Annotated in this window: 18 protein-coding genes; 4 read left to right on the forward strand and 14 right to left on the reverse strand. The window is 45.7% G+C overall.

The window, feature by feature from the left end; translation table 11 throughout:
- Positions 1-20 precede the first annotated feature (20 nt).
- The 3 genes from treR to treC all read left to right on the forward strand — a co-directional run bounded on the left by treR (position 21) and on the right by treC (position 4,342).
- Positions 21-968, forward strand: a complete 948-nt coding sequence (gene treR, locus BIW15_RS14195) for a trehalose operon repressor TreR (RefSeq protein ID WP_021822599.1) — start codon at positions 21-23, stop codon at positions 966-968.
- Positions 969-1,144: 176 nt separating this feature from the next.
- On the forward strand, positions 1,145-2,569 hold the full coding sequence (treB, locus tag BIW15_RS14200; RefSeq protein WP_042780936.1) for a PTS trehalose transporter subunit IIBC: 1,425 nt from the start codon (positions 1,145-1,147) through the stop codon (positions 2,567-2,569).
- An 87-nt stretch (positions 2,570-2,656) separates the two neighbouring features.
- Positions 2,657-4,342 carry an alpha,alpha-phosphotrehalase gene (gene treC, locus BIW15_RS14205; RefSeq protein WP_077281196.1) on the forward strand — a complete coding sequence of 562 codons (1,686 nt, stop codon included), beginning with the start codon at positions 2,657-2,659 and terminating at the stop codon, positions 4,340-4,342.
- A 104-nt stretch (positions 4,343-4,446) separates the two neighbouring features.
- Here treC and BIW15_RS14210 read toward each other — a convergent pair whose 3' ends face one another.
- The 3 genes from BIW15_RS14210 to BIW15_RS14220 form a co-directional block, all read right to left on the reverse strand.
- Positions 4,447-5,346, reverse strand: coding sequence for a hypothetical protein (locus BIW15_RS14210; protein ID WP_021449684.1), 900 nt, complete (start codon positions 5,344-5,346; stop codon positions 4,447-4,449).
- Positions 5,347-5,477: 131 nt separating this feature from the next.
- Entirely contained in the window at positions 5,478-6,998 is a 1,521-nt protein-coding gene (locus tag BIW15_RS14215) for a winged helix-turn-helix domain-containing protein (protein ID WP_077281197.1), read from the reverse strand.
- 90 nt (positions 6,999-7,088) lie between these two features.
- Complete coding sequence (locus tag BIW15_RS14220) at positions 7,089-7,691, reverse strand: YitT family protein (RefSeq protein WP_005496223.1); 603 nt, start codon at positions 7,689-7,691, stop codon at positions 7,089-7,091.
- Positions 7,692-8,038: 347 nt separating this feature from the next.
- Between BIW15_RS14220 and glyA the strand changes: the two genes are divergently transcribed.
- Complete coding sequence (gene glyA / locus BIW15_RS14225) at positions 8,039-9,289, forward strand: serine hydroxymethyltransferase (RefSeq protein ID WP_005479594.1); 1,251 nt, start codon at positions 8,039-8,041, stop codon at positions 9,287-9,289.
- 261 nt (positions 9,290-9,550) lie between these two features.
- Here the strand turns inward: glyA and lipA are convergent, their stop codons facing one another.
- The 11 genes from lipA to lptE form a co-directional block, all read right to left on the reverse strand.
- Entirely contained in the window at positions 9,551-10,516 is a 966-nt protein-coding gene (gene lipA / locus BIW15_RS14230) for a lipoyl synthase (RefSeq protein ID WP_005496220.1), read from the reverse strand.
- Entirely contained in the window at positions 10,513-11,175 is a 663-nt protein-coding gene (lipB, locus tag BIW15_RS14235; protein ID WP_077281198.1) for a lipoyl(octanoyl) transferase LipB, read from the reverse strand. The genes lipA and lipB overlap by 4 nt, the downstream gene beginning before the upstream one ends.
- Positions 11,176-11,351: 176 nt before the next feature.
- Positions 11,352-11,630: a DUF493 family protein YbeD gene (ybeD, locus tag BIW15_RS14240; protein WP_005488798.1), complete on the reverse strand. Its 279-nt coding sequence runs from the start codon at positions 11,628-11,630 to the stop codon at positions 11,352-11,354.
- Positions 11,631-11,768: 138 nt separating this feature from the next.
- A complete protein-coding gene (locus BIW15_RS14245; protein ID WP_005488796.1) occupies positions 11,769-12,947 on the reverse strand; it encodes a serine hydrolase in 1,179 nt (392 codons plus the stop codon).
- 92 nt (positions 12,948-13,039) lie between these two features.
- On the reverse strand, positions 13,040-13,843 hold the full coding sequence (locus BIW15_RS14250; RefSeq protein ID WP_077281199.1) for a septal ring lytic transglycosylase RlpA family protein: 804 nt from the start codon (positions 13,841-13,843) through the stop codon (positions 13,040-13,042).
- A 2-nt stretch (positions 13,844-13,845) separates the two neighbouring features.
- Positions 13,846-14,967 (reverse strand): rod shape-determining protein RodA, encoded by a 1,122-nt coding sequence (gene rodA, locus BIW15_RS14255; protein WP_005483658.1) that lies wholly within the window; start codon positions 14,965-14,967, stop codon positions 13,846-13,848.
- A complete protein-coding gene (gene mrdA, locus BIW15_RS14260; RefSeq protein WP_005493014.1) occupies positions 14,967-16,892 on the reverse strand; it encodes a penicillin-binding protein 2 in 1,926 nt (641 codons plus the stop codon). The genes rodA and mrdA overlap by 1 nt, the downstream gene beginning before the upstream one ends.
- Before the next feature lie 29 nt (positions 16,893-16,921).
- On the reverse strand, positions 16,922-17,392 hold the full coding sequence (gene rlmH / locus BIW15_RS14265; RefSeq protein WP_005456129.1) for a 23S rRNA (pseudouridine(1915)-N(3))-methyltransferase RlmH: 471 nt from the start codon (positions 17,390-17,392) through the stop codon (positions 16,922-16,924).
- A 4-nt stretch (positions 17,393-17,396) separates the two neighbouring features.
- Positions 17,397-17,714, reverse strand: coding sequence for a ribosome silencing factor (gene rsfS / locus BIW15_RS14270; RefSeq protein WP_005456130.1), 318 nt, complete (start codon positions 17,712-17,714; stop codon positions 17,397-17,399).
- A 90-nt stretch (positions 17,715-17,804) separates the two neighbouring features.
- The gene (holA, locus tag BIW15_RS14275; protein WP_015296350.1) at positions 17,805-18,824 is read right to left on the reverse strand and encodes a DNA polymerase III subunit delta; all 1,020 of its coding nucleotides are present in this window, start codon (positions 18,822-18,824) and stop codon (positions 17,805-17,807) included.
- Between the two features lie 5 nt (positions 18,825-18,829).
- Positions 18,830-19,372: an LPS assembly lipoprotein LptE gene (gene lptE, locus BIW15_RS14280; RefSeq protein ID WP_005454508.1), complete on the reverse strand. Its 543-nt coding sequence runs from the start codon at positions 19,370-19,372 to the stop codon at positions 18,830-18,832.
- Between the last annotated feature and the right edge of the window lie 118 nt (positions 19,373-19,490).

Raw genomic sequence — 19,490 nt, forward strand, 5'->3', positions numbered from 1 at the left:
CCATTCTAGTTTGATCACTTATGAGCAAAAAACTCACCATTCTTGATATCGCGAAATTGGCAGGCGTTGGCAAATCAACAGTAAGCCGTGTGCTTACCAATGATCCAAAAGTGAAACCTCAAACGCGAGAGAAAGTAGAGCAAATCATTCGTGAATCTGGCTATGTACCGTCCAAATCTGCGCAATCAATGCGTGGCGGTAGCCAAAAAGTCATTGGAGTTATTATCTCCCGTCTGGACTCACCATCCGAAAATCGCGCAGTTGGTACAATGCTCAATGCATTGTATTCCGCTGGTTATGATGCGGTGATCATGGAAAGCCAGTTTGATCGCGACAAAACCAACGAACACCTAAACGTGCTTAAGCGTCGCAATGTGGATGGCGTGATTGTGTTTGGCTTTACTGGGTGCGATGAGCAAGCCTTAACCGAGTGGGGCAATCGCATTGTGGTGATTGCGATGGATACCAATAACGTCTCTTCCATCAATTATGATAACCAAGGCGTGATAGACATGGCTTTGTCTCATCTTGAGCAGCAATCTCTCTCTCGCATTGCTTATATTGGTGTTGATCCTGAAGACAAAACCACAGGCTTGGCGCGTTTAAATGCTTATAAAGCTTGGTGTCAACGTAAACAACTCACACCTTGTTTCCAAACCGGTAAGCTTAGCCATGAAAGTGCTTATCAATTGGTGGATCACGTTCTAAAAGCAGACACGCAAGCCATTGTGTGTGCCAGCGATACCATTGCATTGGGCGTAATTAAGCGTCTTCAAGAGTTAGGCCGTGAAGACGTGGTCGTGACAGGCGTGGGTGGTAACGAGTTGCTGTCTTTCCTTTTCCCTAAAGTATTTAGTGTTGACCCGGGTTATACCCTTGCGGGTGAAAAGTCCGCTAAGATGCTGATTAATCAATTAAATGGCGATGAAGAAGTCGTTCACTTCACTCAACATCCTGTTTGCCGTTAACCCGTTCTAAAACGATCTGCTCTAAAATTATACTGTGATCATTCTCAATTAATGGGACTGTTCCCATTTTGTTTTTTGTCTTTGGGTGGCAATATTAAAATCAAGAAGTGGGAATGTTCCCATTTATAAAAATAAAATGATGAATCGAATGTATCCAATACAGGGTGGACAAAGTTATGAGTAAGATTGCGCGTAAAGACGTGGAGCGTCTTATTGAGCTGGTCGGGGGGCCGGACAATATTGCCAGTGTAAGCCACTGTTTAACTCGCTTGCGTTTTGTTCTAAATGATACCGACAAAGCGGACACGAAACAGTTAGAAGCCTTGCGTATGGTGAAAGGTTGTTTTACCAACGCAGGTCAATTCCAAGTCGTCATCGGCACTGAAGTTGATGAGGTTTACAAAGTACTGATCGAGCTAAGCGGTAAAAGTGAAGCGAGCAAAGACGAATCCAAGAACGCTGCTCGCCAAAACATGAATATCGTTGAGCGTGGTATTTCCCACCTTGCAGAAATCTTTGTACCGTTGCTGCCTGCGATCATTACTGGTGGTTTGATTCTTGGTTTCCGTAATGTGATTGGCGACATTAAGATGTTTGATGGTCAAACCCTAACGGAAATTAGTCAGTTTTGGGCGACTGTTCACTCATTCCTATGGTTAATTGGTGAAGCGATTTTCTTCTTCTTACCCGTTGGTGTGTGTTGGTCGACCGTGAAAAAGCTCGGCGGGACACCGATTCTGGGTATCACGTTGGGTGTGACGTTGGTTTCGCCGCAGTTAATGAACGCGTACTTGATCGGTAAACAAGCACCAGAAGTCTGGGATTTCGGATTGTTTGTTATTGAGAAAGTGGGCTATCAGGCGCAGGTGATTCCAGCGATGTTAGCGGGTATGGCACTGGCGTTTATCGAAACACGCTTAAAACGCATCATTCCGTCTTACCTTTACCTAGTAGTAGTACCGTTTGTTTCCATCATTGTGTCTGTGATTCTTGCGCACTCTATCATTGGCCCATTCGGTCGTATGTTGGGTGACGGCGTTGCTTTCGCAGCAAAAGCAGCCATGACGGGTGACTTTGCGATGATTGGCTCTACCATCTTCGGCTTCTTATACGCGCCACTTGTGATCACAGGTATCCACCACACAACCAACGCCGTTGACTTGCAGTTGATGCAAGAATTGGGTGGCACGCCGATTTGGCCTTTGATTGCACTATCGAACATTGCTCAAGCATCGGCAGTGGTTGGCATCATTATCATCAGTAAAAAGCAGGATGAGCGTGAAATCTCAGTGCCTGCGGCGATTTCCGCCTACCTTGGTGTAACAGAGCCAGCCATGTACGGCATCAACTTGAAATACAAGTTCCCAATGTTGAGCGCGATGATCGGTAGTGCATGCGCTGCTGCTATCTGTGGTAGTGCGGGCGTAATGGCGAACGGTATCGGCGTAGGCGGCTTGCCGGGTATCTTATCTATCCAGCCGCAGTTCTGGGGCATCTTTGCTCTGGCGATGCTAGTCGCGATGGTGGTACCTGCCGCATTAACATTAATTCTTTATAAGCGTGCACAAGCGAAAGGTGAGCTTGAAGCGGCAAACGCGTAATTCAATTTGAGGCAGTGACTTGGCTGCCTCCTCCTGTTTTTCTTTTCAAATTTTAAGTTTCCGATTACTGGTAAGTGAGTGTTAGAAATGGCTATGACCAAGCATGATGAGAGCTGGTGGAAAACCGCAACCATCTACCAAATTTACCCAAAAAGCTTTTGTGACAGTGGCAGTAAAGGCACGGGCGACATTAAAGGGATCATTTCTAAACTGGATTATCTAAAACACCTTGGTGTGGATGCGATTTGGCTAACGCCAGTGTATCAGTCTCCTATGGTTGATAACGGTTATGACATTTCCGATTATTACGCGATCAATCCACAGTTCGGCACTATGGAAGATTTCGATACCTTGCTGGCAGAAGCGCATCAGCTGGGTATTCGTATCATCATGGACATTGTAGTGAACCACACGTCGACTGAGCATCATTGGTTCCAATCCGCGTTAGGGGACAAAAACAGCCCATACCGTGACTACTACATCTGGAAAGATCCGGTTGAGGGCGCAGAACCTAACAACTGGCAATCGAAGTTTGGAGGCAATGCTTGGGAATTGGATGACGCGACAGGGCAGTACTACTTGCACCTTTTTGCTAAAGAGCAGGCGGATTTGAACTGGGAAAACCCAGTGGTGCGTGAAGAAGTCAAAGAAGTCATCAGTTTCTGGGCAGACAAAGGCGTGGATGGTTTCCGTCTCGACGTCATCAACCTGATTTCTAAACAACAAGACTTCCCAAGTGATGATATTGGCGATGGCCGTCGTTTCTATACGGATGGTCCTCGCGTGCACGAATATTTGCAAGAAATCAGCGATGCCGTGTTTCAAAAATATGGCAGCGTTACGGTGGGCGAAATGTCTTCGACCACGCTAGAGCACTGCCAGCAATACTCTTCATTAGATGGCAAAGAGCTGTCGATGGTGTTCAATTTTCACCACCTGAAAGTCGATTATCCGAATGGTGAAAAATGGACCAAAGCGCCGTTTGATTTCATTCAGTTAAAGCAGATCTTCAACCATTGGCAAACGGGCTTAAATGGCAAAGGGTGGGGCGCACTGTTCTGGTGTAACCACGATCAACCTCGTGTGGTCAGCCGCTTAGGTGATGATAAACAATACCGCGTCGAGTCGGCGAAAATGCTGGCGGCGTCTGTACATATGATGCAAGGCACGCCGTATGTTTATCAAGGAGAAGAGATTGGTATGACCAACCCAGGTTACACTGAGATCAGCCAGTACCGCGACGTAGAAAGCACCAACATGTACGACATCATGGTCAACCGCGATGGCGTATCTCACGAAGATATGATGGCGATTTTGGCGCAGAAGTCGCGTGATAACTCACGTACGCCAATGCAGTGGAACAGCCAAAAGCACGCTGGTTTTACCGAAGGCACACCGTGGCTTGAGGTGGCGCAGAATTACTCTGAAATCAACGCAGAAGCGGCGGTTGCTGATTTGAACTCGGTGTTCTACTTCTACAAACGTTTGATTGAGCTACGTAAACAGGTTCCGGTGATCACCGATGGCCGTTATGAAGATTTACTGCCAGAGCATCAACGTATTTTTGCTTACGCTCGCCAGAACGACAAACAAACGCTGCTGTGTATCAATAACTACTACGCTGAAGAGGTGGAATGTGTTCTGCCAGAACGTTTTGAACTGAGTAAAGCGAAAAACTTGCTATCCAACTATCAAAACTCAGCGAGCGCAGTCGCGTCAAACCATCAAGTGTTGCGACCTTACGAAACTCGTATTTTATTGATAGAAGAATAAACTCGGGTGTCATCACCCCTAGGATTGATGTTCGAGATGAAGGCTTTGGTTTGCTCCCCAAAGCCTTCTTTTATTGAGATGCCGTATCTTTAAAAGATGCGAGCTTATTTTGTTTCAATCGCTGTTAGCAGCACTTTCTCTTCGTTGATTTGTACTTGTTGTACTTTTAGTAGTTCGATTTGCTCAATCAGACCTAAGCTCGGGTTAAACCAACGTTCTGCTGAAGTGGCGAATTCCATTGAGTCCATATCATCGCAGTTTAGGTTGTAAGTATTCTCTTCCGTCAGGTATGCCGCTTCAATTGTCTTGCCTGAAATCGAGAACGTTTTACGTACGCCAGTCTCTCGGATTTGCTGTTGCCAAACCACTTGGCAAGATGCTGTCATTGGCAGGTTTTGTACCCACTCATGTTCTTCAAAACTGTCTAACAGGTGGTGTACTGCGTTACCTGTAAGAGTAGTTTGCAGAGACATGGTTTCTTCACCGATATCAATGTTCGGGCTTTTCTCTTTTACGTCGTTACCGTTCAGGCGGAAAATCGGGCTACTGTGCATTAGCATGGCAATAAACTGATTGCCAATGGAATAAACGTCGGTGACTTCATGAAGTGCACCATCAGAGCCTGCAAAATAAAGTGTATTGCTCTCTTCTTCGTTATTGAACTGTTCGTCAGAGTAATAGAACTGTTGAGCGCCGTAGTTCACCAAGTCATTAACCAACTGGATGATTGCCTCGCTGTTTGGGATTTGTGCCAATGCTGCCAATATTTGCTCGCTATCCATCGCTTGAAAGCTCAGCTTCATGTCACCTTCAGATTGGCCATCCAAGCTAAACGAATAGCTAAGTTGTGTGTTTGTCTCGGGAGCGAAAATGGAGTTTTGAATCGCGATGTCGAAACTTTCTTGAGGCACTTTGTTTGGATTAGCACTGCCAGAAGACGAACCTCCGCCACAGCCGTAAAGAGCCAGAGTTGCTGCTGCGATAAGCGTCATTTTGTTTAGCATGGTTTACATTCCTGATTGATAAGGCCGCTTCATGTTGGGCCGTTGCTTGAATGCGAGCATGCTAAGTTCAGTGAGATAAAAAGGGCAAAAAACAAAAGCTAATAGCGCTTAACGAAAGCTTAATTTTATATTTAGGTCTTTGTTTTATTAGGGCTTATTTCGTTAGCTACGTTGGTGCAATACTCGTTGATGAGCGCTTTCCATCGGCTGATAATTTCTTGATCGGTCAAACTGACATGCAACGTTTTCCATGGTTGAAGGCAAGTTTCTTTCGATTCTGATTGAGAAAGACGTTCAAACAATGTCTCGGAGGGTAAAACGCGCAGCAGTGCCACCAGTGATTCCATGTAGTTGAGACGGAACTGTTCAAGTTTGTTTTGCTTATAAGCGATGTGAGACACAAACGTATAAATCAGCGCGTTTTGAATACGTGAGTCGCCATCTGGAGTGGTCAACAGAACTTTCGCTCGGTCTAGGTTACCTAGTTTGAAATGCAATACGCCCAACCAGAGGCTTAGCTCATCTGGCAAAACATCGAACGACGACTGCACTTGCGTCAAATACGCTTCCAGCTTTTGAGGCTCTTGCTCGTACAACGCGAGATGCCTTGCGGTTGTGATAGCTGCAAACTCATCAGCTTGTTGGAGAGGTTGGTTAGAAAAGACATTCTCAAACAGCATTTTTTGGTGAACGTCTGACAGCTGCCATGTGCTTGCCGAAGGTGCAGGCAAGTTGAAGTATTGTGCGACATCCGAGTGAATTTGGAAGATGTCCGATTGTAGGTCGGATAAGCGCAGTGTGTATTCATTGCGAAATGCCAGCTTCCCTGTCGCAGGATAAATAAGGTTCATCTGCGCTTTCAAGGTGCCTTGTTCTGCGCCGTCTTTTAACTCTATGTTGAGTTCGTAATCACTGGTCTGCATATTTCGTGCACCAGGGAAATACGGTGTATGACCAATGGGATCCAGAAAGTAGCTTGGAGCGTCTTGGTTAGCGATGTCGGTATATGGATATTCTACTTGTTGTTGCAGTAAGACGGCTTTGACCAGTGTGCGATATTTTCGTGCCTGAGAGCCGATTGCATCGACACGGTTGAGCAGCAACTCGACTTTGGGGATAAGTAACTGATGACGTGTTTGTTGTGTTGAAATCTCTTGGCGTTGCCATAGCAAGCTTGCGAGCGTCACGCTACAAACCGCAAGTATGGCACACAAGCCATAAGCAAAAATTAGCTTGAAGTTCTTATTACTCGCAACCTGAGTTGGAATAACGCGTCGATGGCTTTTCGCTGGTGGTATTAAACGGATATTGGCAGGGTTAAGAAAATAGCCCTTGCGAGGATAAGTGACCAAGAGCTTAGCCGTATCGTACTCGGGTAGGTGTTGCTGTAGCAGCGCACGTAAGGTGCTAATGCGGTTAGTGAGCACATTCTTGGAGATGAATTTGCTCTGCCAAATGGTTTCGATAATGGTGTCGGCAGAGAGCGGATGCCCCACGCTTGTCAGCAGCAGTTCGAATAACTCAATGGTACGAGGTTCGAGATCAATCGCGATAGTGTCTTGATGAAGAGTCTGTGTTTTCGGATTGTAGACCAACTCGCCAATCGCAATACAACTGTGAGTTTGTTTGGCTTGTTGTAGAAAGTCGCGCATACCGTACCGAGTTATTTGGAAATCGCGAAATATTATATAGTTATTGAAGCGCGAAATCTTATAAATCGCGCGTCAATTATCATCAAAAGTTTATGAACCGTAGGTAACGGAATATCGGTGTGGTTTGTGATTCATCGCCAATACGACATTCAGTGCAAAGGCACCCAAAATCGAAAGGCCAATCACCTCTGGAGTGACAAAGAAGAACGAAGCAAACAGGATACATGCATCGATTGCCATCTGGCTTTTGCCAACAGAAATGCCAAACTTGTCCTGAATAAACAAACACAACACGTTAAAGCCACCTAGGCTGGAGCGATGTCGGAACAAAATCAGCATACCTAATCCCATCAATAGGCCACCTGCTACCGCGCAATAAATTTCGTTAACGGATTCGAGTGAGATCAGCAAATAAAGGTGATCGGCAAAGATAGAAACCAAAGCGCCAGAAATAGCGCTATTGATTGCGAAATGACGGCCGAAGCGTTTCCATGCGAGTAAGTAAAAAGGACAGTTTGCCAAAAAGTACAGCACACCAAAGGTAAAAGGTGTAAATTGGCTTATTAGCAATGCCAATCCAGTCGTGCCTCCTGTTAGAAGGTTCGCGGATTGGAGAAAGAAAACGCCCTGAGCTACCAAAAAGGTACCAGTGAGAATTGCTATCCAGTCTTCTTTTCTTGAGTGTTTTTCCATCAAAATTGCAGTCATCGGTGAGAAATAAGGCGTGCATAGTAGTAAAAAGATGATCTTTTCGGTAGCTAGAGGGTAAAATTTGCGGTAAACCTATGTAATTGCTGTTTTACAGGGTGTAAAGCACAAAATTGACAGGCAATAAATCGTGGTTGAACAATTGCAACATCACCATGATAACTATTGCTTGTCATCATGAAAAAACTGCATGAGAAAAATTGTAAATTTCTCTTTATGACCTAGATCAAATTATGTAGAATGCGCGCCATTGATGCGACGAAAACGTTTGCGTTAGGTCGTTAACCAGTTTTTTTGCAACTTTCAGTACTAATCTGAGTCAGGAGATACAGATGCTTAAGCGTGATATGAACATCGCAGATTACGATGCGGAACTGTTCGCAGCTATCCAGGAAGAAACCCTTCGCCAGGAAGAACACATTGAACTTATCGCTTCTGAAAACTACACAAGTCCACGTGTAATGGAAGCGCAAGGTTCTCAGCTAACGAACAAATACGCTGAAGGCTACCCAGGCAAGCGTTACTACGGCGGTTGTGAGTACGTAGATAAAGCAGAACAGCTTGCTATCGATCGTGCATGCAAACTATTCGGTTGTGAGTACGCGAACGTACAACCTCACTCAGGTTCTCAAGCAAACAGCGCAGTTTACATGGCGCTTCTTAACCCAGGCGATACAGTACTAGGTATGAGCCTAGCGCACGGTGGTCACCTGACTCACGGTTCTCCAGTAAACTTCTCTGGTAAGCATTACAACGTTATCCCTTACGGTATCGATGAAGCGGGTCAAATCAATTACGACGAGATGGAACAGCTAGCGCTTGAGCACAAGCCTAAGATGATCATCGGTGGTTTCTCTGCTTACTCGCAAATCGTTGATTGGAAGCGCATGCGTGAAATCGCGGACAAAGTAGATGCTTACCTTTTCGTTGATATGGCACACGTAGCTGGTCTTATCGCAGCAGGCGAATACCCAACACCTGTTCCACACGCTCACGTAGTAACAACAACGACGCACAAAACACTAGCAGGCCCTCGCGGTGGTCTTATCTTGTCTAATGCTGGCGAAGATATGTACAAGAAGCTGAACTCAGCTGTGTTCCCTGGTGGTCAAGGTGGTCCTCTAATGCACGTTATCGCTGGTAAAGCAGTAGCGTTCAAAGAAGCGATGGAGCCAGAGTTCAAAGCTTACCAAGCTCGCGTAGTGAAAAACGCAAAAGCAATGGTTGGTCAGTTCCAAGAGCGTGGCTACAAAATCGTATCTAACGGCACAGAAAACCACTTGTTCCTTGTTGATCTAATCGACAAAGACATCACTGGTAAAGATGCAGACGCGGCACTAGGTGCAGCAAACATCACAGTAAACAAGAACTCAGTACCAAATGACCCACGCAGCCCATTCGTAACGTCTGGTATTCGTGTAGGTACACCAGCGATCACTCGTCGTGGTTTTACTGAAGAAGATGCAAAAGATCTAGCAAACTGGATGTGTGACGTTCTAGATAACATCGGCAACGAAGAAGTTATCGAAGCGACTAAACAGAAAGTATTAGAAATCTGTAAGCGTCTACCGGTTTACGCCTAATTGTTCTGCCTGATTCGCTCTATTTTTGCGTCAAAGGTGCTCATTTACAGTTGTAAACTGCGCGCCTTTTCCCTGAACTAGAAACGAATCAGTTTGAAAATACTAAAGGTCCTCAGCTGAGGGCCTTTTTGTTTGTCTGGCGTCTGGGATTGTTTAATCGTGCCATCGAATAAAAGAGAGTGGTGCAGGGTATCTCTTGGTTGGCAGATACAAAAAAGGTTGGCACTAAGCCAACCTTTTCAGTTTTCGAGTTCAAGATGCTTATTTGATCTCAAGACCTTGTGCCTGCATATCGGCATGGTATGAAGAGCGAACAAATGGACCACATGCTGCGTGCGTGAAGCCTAGCTCTAATGCGACTTCTTTTAGCTCGTCAAACTCTGATGGTGGAACGTAACGTTCTACAGGCAAGTGGTGACGGCTTGGCGCTAGGTACTGACCTAGAGTCAGCATCGTTACACCGTGTGCACGCAGATCTTTAAGCACTTCGATGATTTCTTCTTTGGTTTCACCAAGGCCCATCATCAGACCTGATTTGGTCGGTACATCTGGATGCTGTTCTTTGAACTTCTTAAGAAGCTCAAGTGACCACTTGTAGTTCGCACCTGGGCGAGCTTTACGGTAAAGACGTGGTGCAGTTTCTAGGTTGTGGTTGAAGACATCTGGCGGGTTGTCTTTCATCAGGTCAAGCGCTACGTCCATACGACCACGGAAGTCAGGAACCAGTGTTTCGATCTTGATGTCTGGGTTTAACGCGCGGATCTCACGGTTACAATCGGCAAAGTGCTGTGCACCACCATCACGTAGGTCGTCACGGTCTACTGAAGTAATAACAACGTACTTCAGTTTCATGTCGGCGATAGTTCTTGCCAGTTTTTGTGGCTCTTCTGCTTCTGGTGGTAATGGACGGCCATGAGCAACGTCACAGAAAGGACAACGACGAGTACAGATTGCACCTAGGATCATGAAGGTTGCTGTACCGTGGTTAAAACATTCCGCTAGGTTAGGGCAAGACGCTTCTTCACATACGGAGTGAAGTTTGTTCTTACGCATCGCAGCTTTGATGTCTTGAATTCGTTGGCTGTCGGCTGGTAGCTTGATCTTCATCCAATCAGGCTTACGTAGCACTTCTTTCTGCTCTGTAGGCATGTTCTTTACGGGAATCAATGCCATTTTATCGGCGTCACGATATTTAACGCCTTTTTCCATCTGGATTGGTTTGCTCATGCTTTATTACCTTGAGAAGGTGCTTCTGTGCTGAATTCTACTCGCTCGTAATCGAGCAAAGTAACGAGTTCTTCTATTAATTGTTTTTCTACGGTTTCTACGTCACTCGGGCCGTTAAATTGGCTCACTTGAACCATTTCCATGCCTGCATAACCACAAGGGTTGATGCGTAGGAACGGCGTTAAGTCCATATTTACATTCAGGGCTAACCCATGGAATGAGCAACCTTTACGAATACGTAGACCGAGAGAGCATATTTTCTTGCCATCGACGTAAACGCCAGGGGCGTCTGGTCTTGCGGCAGAGTCGATATTGTATGCTTTTAATGTGTTGATCACGAGGTTCTCGATGGTTGTAACGAGATCTCGTACGCCTAATTTTTTGCGACGTAGGTTGATCAAGAAGTAAGCCACGAGTTGACCAGGACCATGATAGGTTACCTGACCACCACGGTCACTTTGTACGACAGGAATATCACCAGTGTTAATTAAGTGCTCGGCTTTGCCTGCCTGCCCTTGGGTAAATACTGGGTTATGTTCGACCAACCAGACTTCATCAGGGGTTTCTTCTGTGCGTTGGTCGGTGAACTTATGCATCGCCTTCCATACAGGCTCATAGTCTTGGCGGCCAAGTCGTTTTACAACAAGTTGGTGTTGCATGGGAATTCCTGTCGCTAATATATAAAGTTTTTGGATTATAAACCGGATGACCCAGATGCTCTACCGCTGAGTAACAGATTTTTAACTGAAAGTACAAGAACATTGATTTATCTGGTTGATAAATAAAAAGAAAGCAGCCGAAGCTGCTTTCAAAAAAAATTTAATCTATCAAAAAATTATAGAACCATACGAACGATGTCGATTTCGCCCAGTTCTTTGTATAGGGTTTCAACCTGCTCGATAGACGTTGCAGTGATGTTGATAGACACTGAGTGGTAGTTGCCTTTAGCGCTTGGTTTGACTTTTGGGCTGTAGTCACCTGGAGCATGGCGCTGGATTACTTCAAGAACGAGTTCTGGAAGCTCAGGCTTTGCATGACCCATTACCTTGTAAGTAAAAGAACAAGGGAACTCAAGCAGGTCTTTCAATTTTGCATCAGAGTTGATGGTTAGCATATCGATAACTCCAGTTGGTATTCGTTGCGGTGCGAAATAGTACAGTCAAATTAGGGTGAACTCAAGGTGAGGATCACAGACTTAAAAAGCCGCCATAATTGGCGGCTTTGCGAATAAGTTTGCTATTCTGCGACTCGTTTAGAAGAAGCTCTTGAATAACAATACGATGTAATCCCATAAACGGCTGAACAAGCTGCCTTGCTCTACGGTTTCTAGTGCCATTAGCGGGTATTCAGCAATATCTTCACCATCGATTTGATAGTATAGCTTACCGACTACATCACCTTTATTAATTGGGGCTTCTAGCTCTTTTTCAAGTACGAAGCTTGCTTTTAGGTTTTTCGCTTCACCGCGTGGCAGTGTTACGTAAGTGTCTTGATCAAGACCCAGAGCAACGGTGTCTTTGTTACCCATCCACACTTTTTCTTCTACGAAGGTTTCACCCGCTTTGTGAGGCGCTACTGTTTCGAAGAAGCGGAAGCCGTAGCTCAGTAGTTTTTTGCTTTCTGATTTACGAGCATTTGCATCTTTAGTGCCCATCACTACAGCAACCAAACGCATTTGGCCTTCTGTTGCTGAACTTACTAGGCTGTAACCTGCATTGCTTGTGTGGCCAGTTTTGATGCCATCAACGTTCATGCTCTTATCCCAAAGTAGACCGTTGCGGTTGTATTGGGTGATGCCGTTGTAAGTGAATTTCTTTTCAGAGTAAACACGGTACTCGTCTGGCACGTCACGAATCAGGGCTTTACCAAGTAGCGCCATGTCGTAAGGTGTTGAGTACAGTTCTGAGTTATCTAGGCCGTGAACGTTGGCAAAATGAGAGTTCTTCATGCCTAGGGTATTTGCCCACGCGTTCATTAGGTCAACAAATGCATCTTCAGAACCTGCGATGTGTTCAGCCATTGCCACACACGCATCGTTACCTGATTGAATGATGATGCCACGGTTAAGATCGCGTACTTTTACCGTAGTACCTACTTCAATGAACATTTTTGAAGAATCTGGGAAGTTTTTCGCCCATGCATTCTTACTGATGGTTACGTCATCATCTTCTGAGATATTACCACGTGCTAGCTCTTGGCCGATTACGTAGCTGGTCATCATTTTAGTTAGACTAGCAGGAGACAATTTTGTGTTCATTTCTTTTTCTGCTAGCACTTTACCTGAATGGTAATCCATCAGTACGTAGCCTTTTGCCGCAATTTGAGGCGCATCTGGAACAACGACTGGTGATGCAAAAGCAGATTGAGCGAAGGTTGCAGAAAGGGCAACCGAAGAAACGAGAATAGATTTCACAAACTTATTTTTATTCATGGTAATTCAAATTTTTGGGTTTAACTGCACACATCTTACCAGAATCCCCACTTATGTAAGAGGGGCTTCGTTTAGAAATTCATGACTCAAGGTCATTTCGCAGTGTTGTGTTTTTTAATAAATGCGGACGAATAGCCGAGCAACTTTACTTTATCCAGTGTGGCTTGCGTCAGGGAATAGTCAGTAAATGGACCCAATAACAAGCGATAAGACTCTTTCGCGTTTTCTAAGAAAGTTTCGGTATCCAGCTTTTGACCAAGCTCTGCGCCTAAAGTTCGTGCGCGATCTTCATTTTTTGAAGATGCGACTTGAATGACGTACTTTGGGTGAGATTCTAGCGACTTTTGATCGGTAGGTTTCTCTACGCTGATAACTTCGATTTCAACATTCGCCGTTCCTGTTTTTATGACATCCAATTTATGCGCAGCGGCGTAGCTCAAGTCGATGATACGGCCATCGTGAAACGGACCTCGGTCATTTACTCGAACGACTGTGATTTTGCCATTGTCGGTGTTGGTCACTTTCACATAACTTGGTAACGGTAGCGTTTTATGCGCAGCCGTCATGGAGTACATGTCGTAGATTTCACCGTTAGACGTCAAATGCCCCTGGAACTTTTTACCGTACCAAGATGCACGACCTTTTTCAGTAAACCCTTTTGCGTCGCGAACGATCTTGTAATCATTACCGCGCAAGTGGTAATCGGTATTACCACCTAGGCTGTAAGGTTCGTATTTGGGATGCGCATCCTCGATGTGTTCGACTGAAAGCGGTGTATCAGGTGCTACATCGGATTCAAGTTCGTAACGGCCTTCTTGTGTCTTTTGGCTGGTGGATGAACAACCAGCCAAAATCAGTGCAGAAAAAACTAAGGAATATAAAGCGCGTTTTTGCATGTCTAGGTCGCCTTAGAGAATGCTTTTCGGTGCGTATGAATCGACATCAAAATGCCAAAACCAGCCATTAGGGTCACCATCGAGGTACCGCCATAGCTGATCAGTGGTAACGGTACACCTACAACAGGTAGGATGCCACTCACCATGCCGATATTTACAAAAATATACACGAAGAAGCTAAGTACAATACTGCCTGCCATCATTCGTCCAAACGCGGTTTGTGCTTGGCTAGCAAGGTACAAACCTCGACCAATAATGAAGAGATAGATGGCTAATAGGCAAAGGAAGCCAATCATACCCCATTCCTCAGCAATTACTGCAAAGATAAAGTCAGTGTGTCGTTCAGGAAGAAATTCCAGTTGTGACTGCGTACCGTGCAACCAACCTTTACCGGAAATACCGCCAGAACCAATCGCAATTTTACTTTGGATAATGTGGTAACCCGCGCCAAGTGGGTCAGATTCTGGATTGAACAGAGTACGAACGCGAACCTTTTGGTATTCGCGCATCAAGAAGAACCACAAAATTGGTATGAAACCACCTAAGGCAATGGCAGCAGCAGCGATGATCTTCCAACTGATGCCTGCTAGGAAAATAACGAAAATACCTGAAGCCGCAATCAGAATCGACGTTCCCAAATCTGGTTGTTTCGCGATAAGAATCGTTGGTAAGCACACCATGATTAGCGCAACAATCAGCGTTCGGAATGTTGGTGGTAATGGTTGGCGGCCGATATAGCGCGCAACCATCAACGGTACCGCAAGTTTGAGTAATTCGGACGGTTGGAATCGAACAAAGCCTAGGTTGAGCCAGCGTTGCGCACCTTTCGAGGCCTCACCAAAGAACAGTACGCCAAATAGTAAAACTACACCGGCAACAAACATTAGTGGCGCCAGGCTTTCATACGTTCGTGGAGAAAGTTGAGCCAGAACCACCATCACGACAAGAGACAATACCATGCGCATTGCTTGGCGATCCATCATCTCCAAACTTTGTCCGCTGGCACTGTACATGATCACAAGACCAAAACCCATTAAAGCAAAGATGCCGAGTAGGAGGGGCAAGTCGATATGGAAGCGCTCAAACAAGGCGCGGTTTTTACCTGTAGAGGGATCCATCTTCATTAGCGTGTAACCTCTTTTTGCGCGTTGGTTTTGTCATCTTCTGGTTTGATTTCTTCTGGGCCAAGTACCACTCGGTCAAAGATTTTTCTCGCCATTGGACCACCGTTACTTGAGCCACCGCCTGCGTTTTCTAGCACGAGAGTAACGATAACTTTTGGATCGTCAAACGGAGCAAAGCCCGTAAACAGGGCGTGGTCACGCAAGTGTTCCGCGATTTCATCTGCGTTGTACTCTTCGTTCTCGCCCAAGCCAAAGACCTGCGCTGTACCTGATTTACCGGCTGTCTGGTAGCTCATATTGTAGAAAGAACGACGAGCCGTACCACGAGTACCATGGTTTACACGGCGCATACCTTCTTTCGCAATATCCCAGTATTTTTCTGGCACATTTTGAATCGGTGGGTAGGTTACGTATTCAGAGGTTTCTTGTTCCTCAAAGTTATCACCATTATCGATGGTGGACTTTAGGAGGTGAGGAGCGGAAACCGCACCATTATTCACTAACACCGATGTTGCTTTCGCAATTTGCATAGGTGTCGCCGTCCAATAGCCTTGGCCGATACCAACAGGAATGGTGTCACCTTTATACCAAGGCGTTTTGTGACGAGACATCTTCCAATCACGAGTTGGCATATTAGCCTTACTTTCTTCGTAGATATCGATGCCTGTGTAGTCACCAAAACCAAACATCATCATCCAGTTTGAAATTCGGTCGATCCCCAAGTCATAAGCAATTTGGTAGTAAAACGTATCAACAGACTCTTCAATGGATTTAATGACATCTACGCGGCCATGTCCCCAACGCAACCAGTCACGGAATGGACGAGTGTCTGAGTTAGGAATGCGCCAATAACCTGGGTCGTTGCGAGTAGTATTTGGCGTGATTACGCCTTCTTGCAACGCTGCGACTGCCATAAATGGCTTGATTGTTGAAGCTGGCGGATAAATACCTAGCGTTGTGCGGTTTACCAACGGGCGGTTTTTATCGTTCAACAAATCGCGATAGGCTTTACCAGAAATGCCGTGGACAAAAGCGTTCGGGTCGTAACTTGGGCTAGACACCATAGCTAGCACCCCATTGTCACGAGGATCAAGCACGATAGCGCTGCCACGTCGACCATCCAAAAGCTGATGAACGTAAAGCTGCAAGTTGATATCGAGGTTTAAGACAATGTCTTTGCCCGGAACTGGCGGTACGTACTTTAACGTGCGAATCACGCGTCCTCGGCTGTTGACTTCCACTTCTTGGTAGCCAGCAGTGCCGTGCAGCAGATCTTCGTAGTATTTTTCGATGCCCAACTTACCGATATCACGAGTCGCTTGGTAGTTGGCGTCTTTTTCTTCTCGAATCAAACGCTGCATGTCGCGGTCATTGATACGAGAAACATAGCCGATTACGTGCGTTAACACTTCCCCGTAAGGGTAGTAACGTTTGAGTGTGGCACTAATTTCAACACCAGGAAAACGGTATTGGTTGACGGAAAAGACCGCGACCTGCTTTTCGTTCAGCTGGGTTAGCAATGGGACGGATTTGAATCGACGAGTACGCTTACGCTCACGATGGAAGCGTTCGATCTGTTCTGGTGTGATTTCCAGAATGGTTTGCAATTCTTGGATAGTAGCGTCGATGTCTTTGATTTTTTCTGGAGTCAGCTCCAAGTTAAATACAGGACGGTTTTCGGCTAACAGGACACCATTTCGGTCGTAGATAAGACCGCGGTTTGGCGCAATAGGAACCACTTTGATGCGGTTGTCATTTGAACGGGTTTGATAATCTTGAAACTGGTTCACCTGAATGTTGTACATATTGGCGACCAGCAAGCCCATCAAAACAACGATGCCGAAAAAAGCAACGATAGCGCGGCTGGCGAACAGGCGCGCTTCGGCTTGATAATCTCGGATTTGACTGCGGCGTCTACGAATCATTAACGCTTGGCTCTAAAGTTAAACAACGATTATTCGCGATGGTAAGGGTGGTTAGCGGTAATGCTCCACGCTCGGTATAAACTCTCTGCCATGACGATACGCACAAGTGGGTGCGGTAACGTTAGCGCTGACAGTGACCAACTTTGGTCGGCTGCGGCTTTACATGCAGGTGCTAAACCTTCAGGACCACCTATCAGAATAGAAACGTCACGACCATCGAGTTTCCAAGCTTCTAGCTGCTCTGCCAGCTGTGGGGTGTCCCACTTTTTACCGGGAATATCTAGGGTCACGATACGATTGCCTTTTGGCACTGCTGCTAACATCGCTTCGCCTTCTTTTTGTAGAATTCGAGCAATATCAGCGTTTTTGCCGCGTTTTCCTGCTGAGATTTCAACCAACTCTAGTGGCATATCATGAGGGAAACGGCGACGGTATTCTTGGAAGCCTTCTTCAACCCACTTTGGCATTTTTGTGCCAACGGCAATTAGTTGAATTTTCAAAAGATTAACCCCAGAGTTTTTCTAGTTGGTACAGAGAGCGGTGTTCTTCCTGCATGACATGCAGCATCGCATCGCCCATATCTAGGACAACCCATTCACCTTCGTTTTCTCCTTCCATACCTAAAGGTTCAAGGCCTGCTTTTTTTACTTCAGATGCAACGTGATCGGCGATGGATGAAACGTGGCGTTTAGACGTACCCGTACAAATGATCATGTAGTCTGTTACGCTGGATTTGTCTTCCACGTTTAGGATGACAATATCTTCCGCTTTCATATCGTCGGCTTTGTCTGCTAAAAAGTCTTTCAGTTCTTCGCGAAGCACTCGGTTTTCCTCGGGTTATCTCTTTTACATCTCATCTATTTTGCGTGTAGTTGGGCAAAATAGGTCGCGCACTATAGCACGCTTTGATTTTTAAATTGCCAGCTTAATATCAGGAGAGCAGGTTTCTAAGCTCAATTGATGAATAGTTGGCCAGACGGACTCGTCATACTGGGTTTTGGCTTTAATCTCAGCTTGTGCAAGCAAGGAGATTAGGGCGCAAATACGGCTTGCTGATAAGCGCATTAACGCGGCGTTATAAAGCGGACGTTTATTTTGCCAAACGCGATACTTCTCAAAGACTTGGCTAATCGACATTTGAGTCAGATCTTGATGCATGCTTAATAGTTGGTTGAACTCTTTCTGCACACTTCGGATGAGAATGACCGTTTCAATGCCTTCGGCTTCTAATTGACGCAGGATGCGTTGAGCACGATTAGCTTTACCTGCAAGTAACGCATCAATCCAGTTAAACGTCGTAAAGTGGTTGTGTCGACTTAAGGCTTCCTCTAAGCGTACAACAGTCAGTTCGCCATCAGGATAGAGCAAAGCCAGTTTCTCTAGACTCTGAGAAAGTGCAAATAAGTTGCCTTCATGCCACTGTGCCAACATCTGTAAGGATTGCTGATCGGGCTTTAAACCCAATGCGCGGCAGCGCGTTTGCACAAACATAGGCAAACGCTGAAGATCCGGCGTTAAGCAGCTGACCCAGTCGCCTTTGGCATTCAGTGCTTTAAACCATTTGGCATTTTCTTGCGCTTTAGTCAGCTTCGTTCCGATGATCACTAGCATGATGTCATCATGCAGCATGTCACACAGAGTCTGTAGCTCTTTGCTGATGGCTGTGGTGACACCGCTTTCTGGGATCTCAAGCTCAATGAGTTGTCGACTAGAAAATAAGCTCAGAGCTTGAAAGCAGTCATACACTTGGTTCCAATCTAAACTTGCATCGACAGCAAAACGGTGTCTTTCTTCAAAACCATGTTGTAGAGCGGTTTTTTGAATCGCTTGGCGGCTTTCTTGGATCAGTAGCGGTTCGTTTCCGAAGATCAGATAAACCTGCTTTAAGTGTTTGGCTAGATGGTCAGCTAGCTTGTCAGCATAAATTCGCATGTTGATTAAGAGTTTGTTTTCTCAGTTGGCGCTGCAATTTGCCCCGCTTCGTACTCAGCACGGATTCGGCCAAGTTGACGCATCATCTGTTTCGCTGCTTGTTGACGCATCTCGTCTTCGATTACGTCACGTTCAACCGATTTTGCCAATGCTGTTAGCGGGTTGTCTAAATAGTTGCGGTTCACGGTTGTGGTGAAATTTTTTGAGCCAAACCCTGGAATTGTGACGCGATATTGCACCACGTAAGTCAATTCTTTTTCTGCCGCACGACTGTTTTGGTAAAGCGAGAGCGTTCGCTCATCCATGGTTGCTTTGATTAAATGCAGATTTGGTACTGAAGATGACGGCTGAACTAGGTCAACTTTGTTGAGTTGCAGCTGAGAGCGTACATAGCGTGTGAGTTTGCTGTATTCATCGTAGCTAGAGAATGACATGGTGTGCAGCTCTTCCGGAACGGAATACTCGCCACGAAGGTGAAAACCACAGGCAGAAAGAAGCCCCGCTAGTACCAATACCACTGGTAGTTTAATCAAAGAGAAAAAGCGCATTGATTGTATTCATCCTAAATTGAAGGGGTTATTTACCTTAAACCACTCACTGTGAATGGTTTGAGGTAAATAAACAGGGTAGTGAACTACCCTGTTTAAAGACTCTTAGCGTGCGAAT

The sequence above is a fragment of the Vibrio sp. SALL6 genome, assembly GCF_002002385.1.
Lineage (GTDB): Bacteria > Pseudomonadota > Gammaproteobacteria > Enterobacterales > Vibrionaceae > Vibrio > Vibrio parahaemolyticus.

Excerpts from the sequence above, each read along its gene's own strand:
- treR (WP_021822599.1), top strand. The coding sequence starts at position 21 with ATGAGCAAAAAACTCACCATTCTTGATATCGCGAAATTGGCAGGCGTT.
- treB (WP_042780936.1), top strand. The coding sequence starts at position 1,145 with ATGAGTAAGATTGCGCGTAAAGACGTGGAGCGTCTTATTGAGCTGGTC.
- treC (WP_077281196.1), top strand. The coding sequence starts at position 2,657 with ATGGCTATGACCAAGCATGATGAGAGCTGGTGGAAAACCGCAACCATC.
- BIW15_RS14210 (WP_021449684.1), bottom strand. The coding sequence starts at position 5,346 with ATGCTAAACAAAATGACGCTTATCGCAGCAGCAACTCTGGCTCTTTAC.
- BIW15_RS14215 (WP_077281197.1), bottom strand. The coding sequence starts at position 6,998 with ATGCGCGACTTTCTACAACAAGCCAAACAAACTCACAGTTGTATTGCG.
- BIW15_RS14220 (WP_005496223.1), bottom strand. The coding sequence starts at position 7,691 with ATGGAAAAACACTCAAGAAAAGAAGACTGGATAGCAATTCTCACTGGT.
- glyA (WP_005479594.1), top strand. The coding sequence starts at position 8,039 with ATGCTTAAGCGTGATATGAACATCGCAGATTACGATGCGGAACTGTTC.
- lipA (WP_005496220.1), bottom strand. The coding sequence starts at position 10,516 with ATGAGCAAACCAATCCAGATGGAAAAAGGCGTTAAATATCGTGACGCC.
- lipB (WP_077281198.1), bottom strand. The coding sequence starts at position 11,175 with ATGCAACACCAACTTGTTGTAAAACGACTTGGCCGCCAAGACTATGAG.
- ybeD (WP_005488798.1), bottom strand. The coding sequence starts at position 11,630 with ATGCTAACCATCAACTCTGATGCAAAATTGAAAGACCTGCTTGAGTTC.
- BIW15_RS14245 (WP_005488796.1), bottom strand. The coding sequence starts at position 12,947 with ATGAATAAAAATAAGTTTGTGAAATCTATTCTCGTTTCTTCGGTTGCC.
- BIW15_RS14250 (WP_077281199.1), bottom strand. The coding sequence starts at position 13,843 with ATGCAAAAACGCGCTTTATATTCCTTAGTTTTTTCTGCACTGATTTTG.
- rodA (WP_005483658.1), bottom strand. The coding sequence starts at position 14,967 with ATGAAGATGGATCCCTCTACAGGTAAAAACCGCGCCTTGTTTGAGCGC.
- mrdA (WP_005493014.1), bottom strand. The coding sequence starts at position 16,892 with ATGATTCGTAGACGCCGCAGTCAAATCCGAGATTATCAAGCCGAAGCG.
- holA (WP_015296350.1), bottom strand. The coding sequence starts at position 18,824 with ATGCGAATTTATGCTGACAAGCTAGCTGACCATCTAGCCAAACACTTA.
- lptE (WP_005454508.1), bottom strand. The coding sequence starts at position 19,372 with ATGCGCTTTTTCTCTTTGATTAAACTACCAGTGGTATTGGTACTAGCG.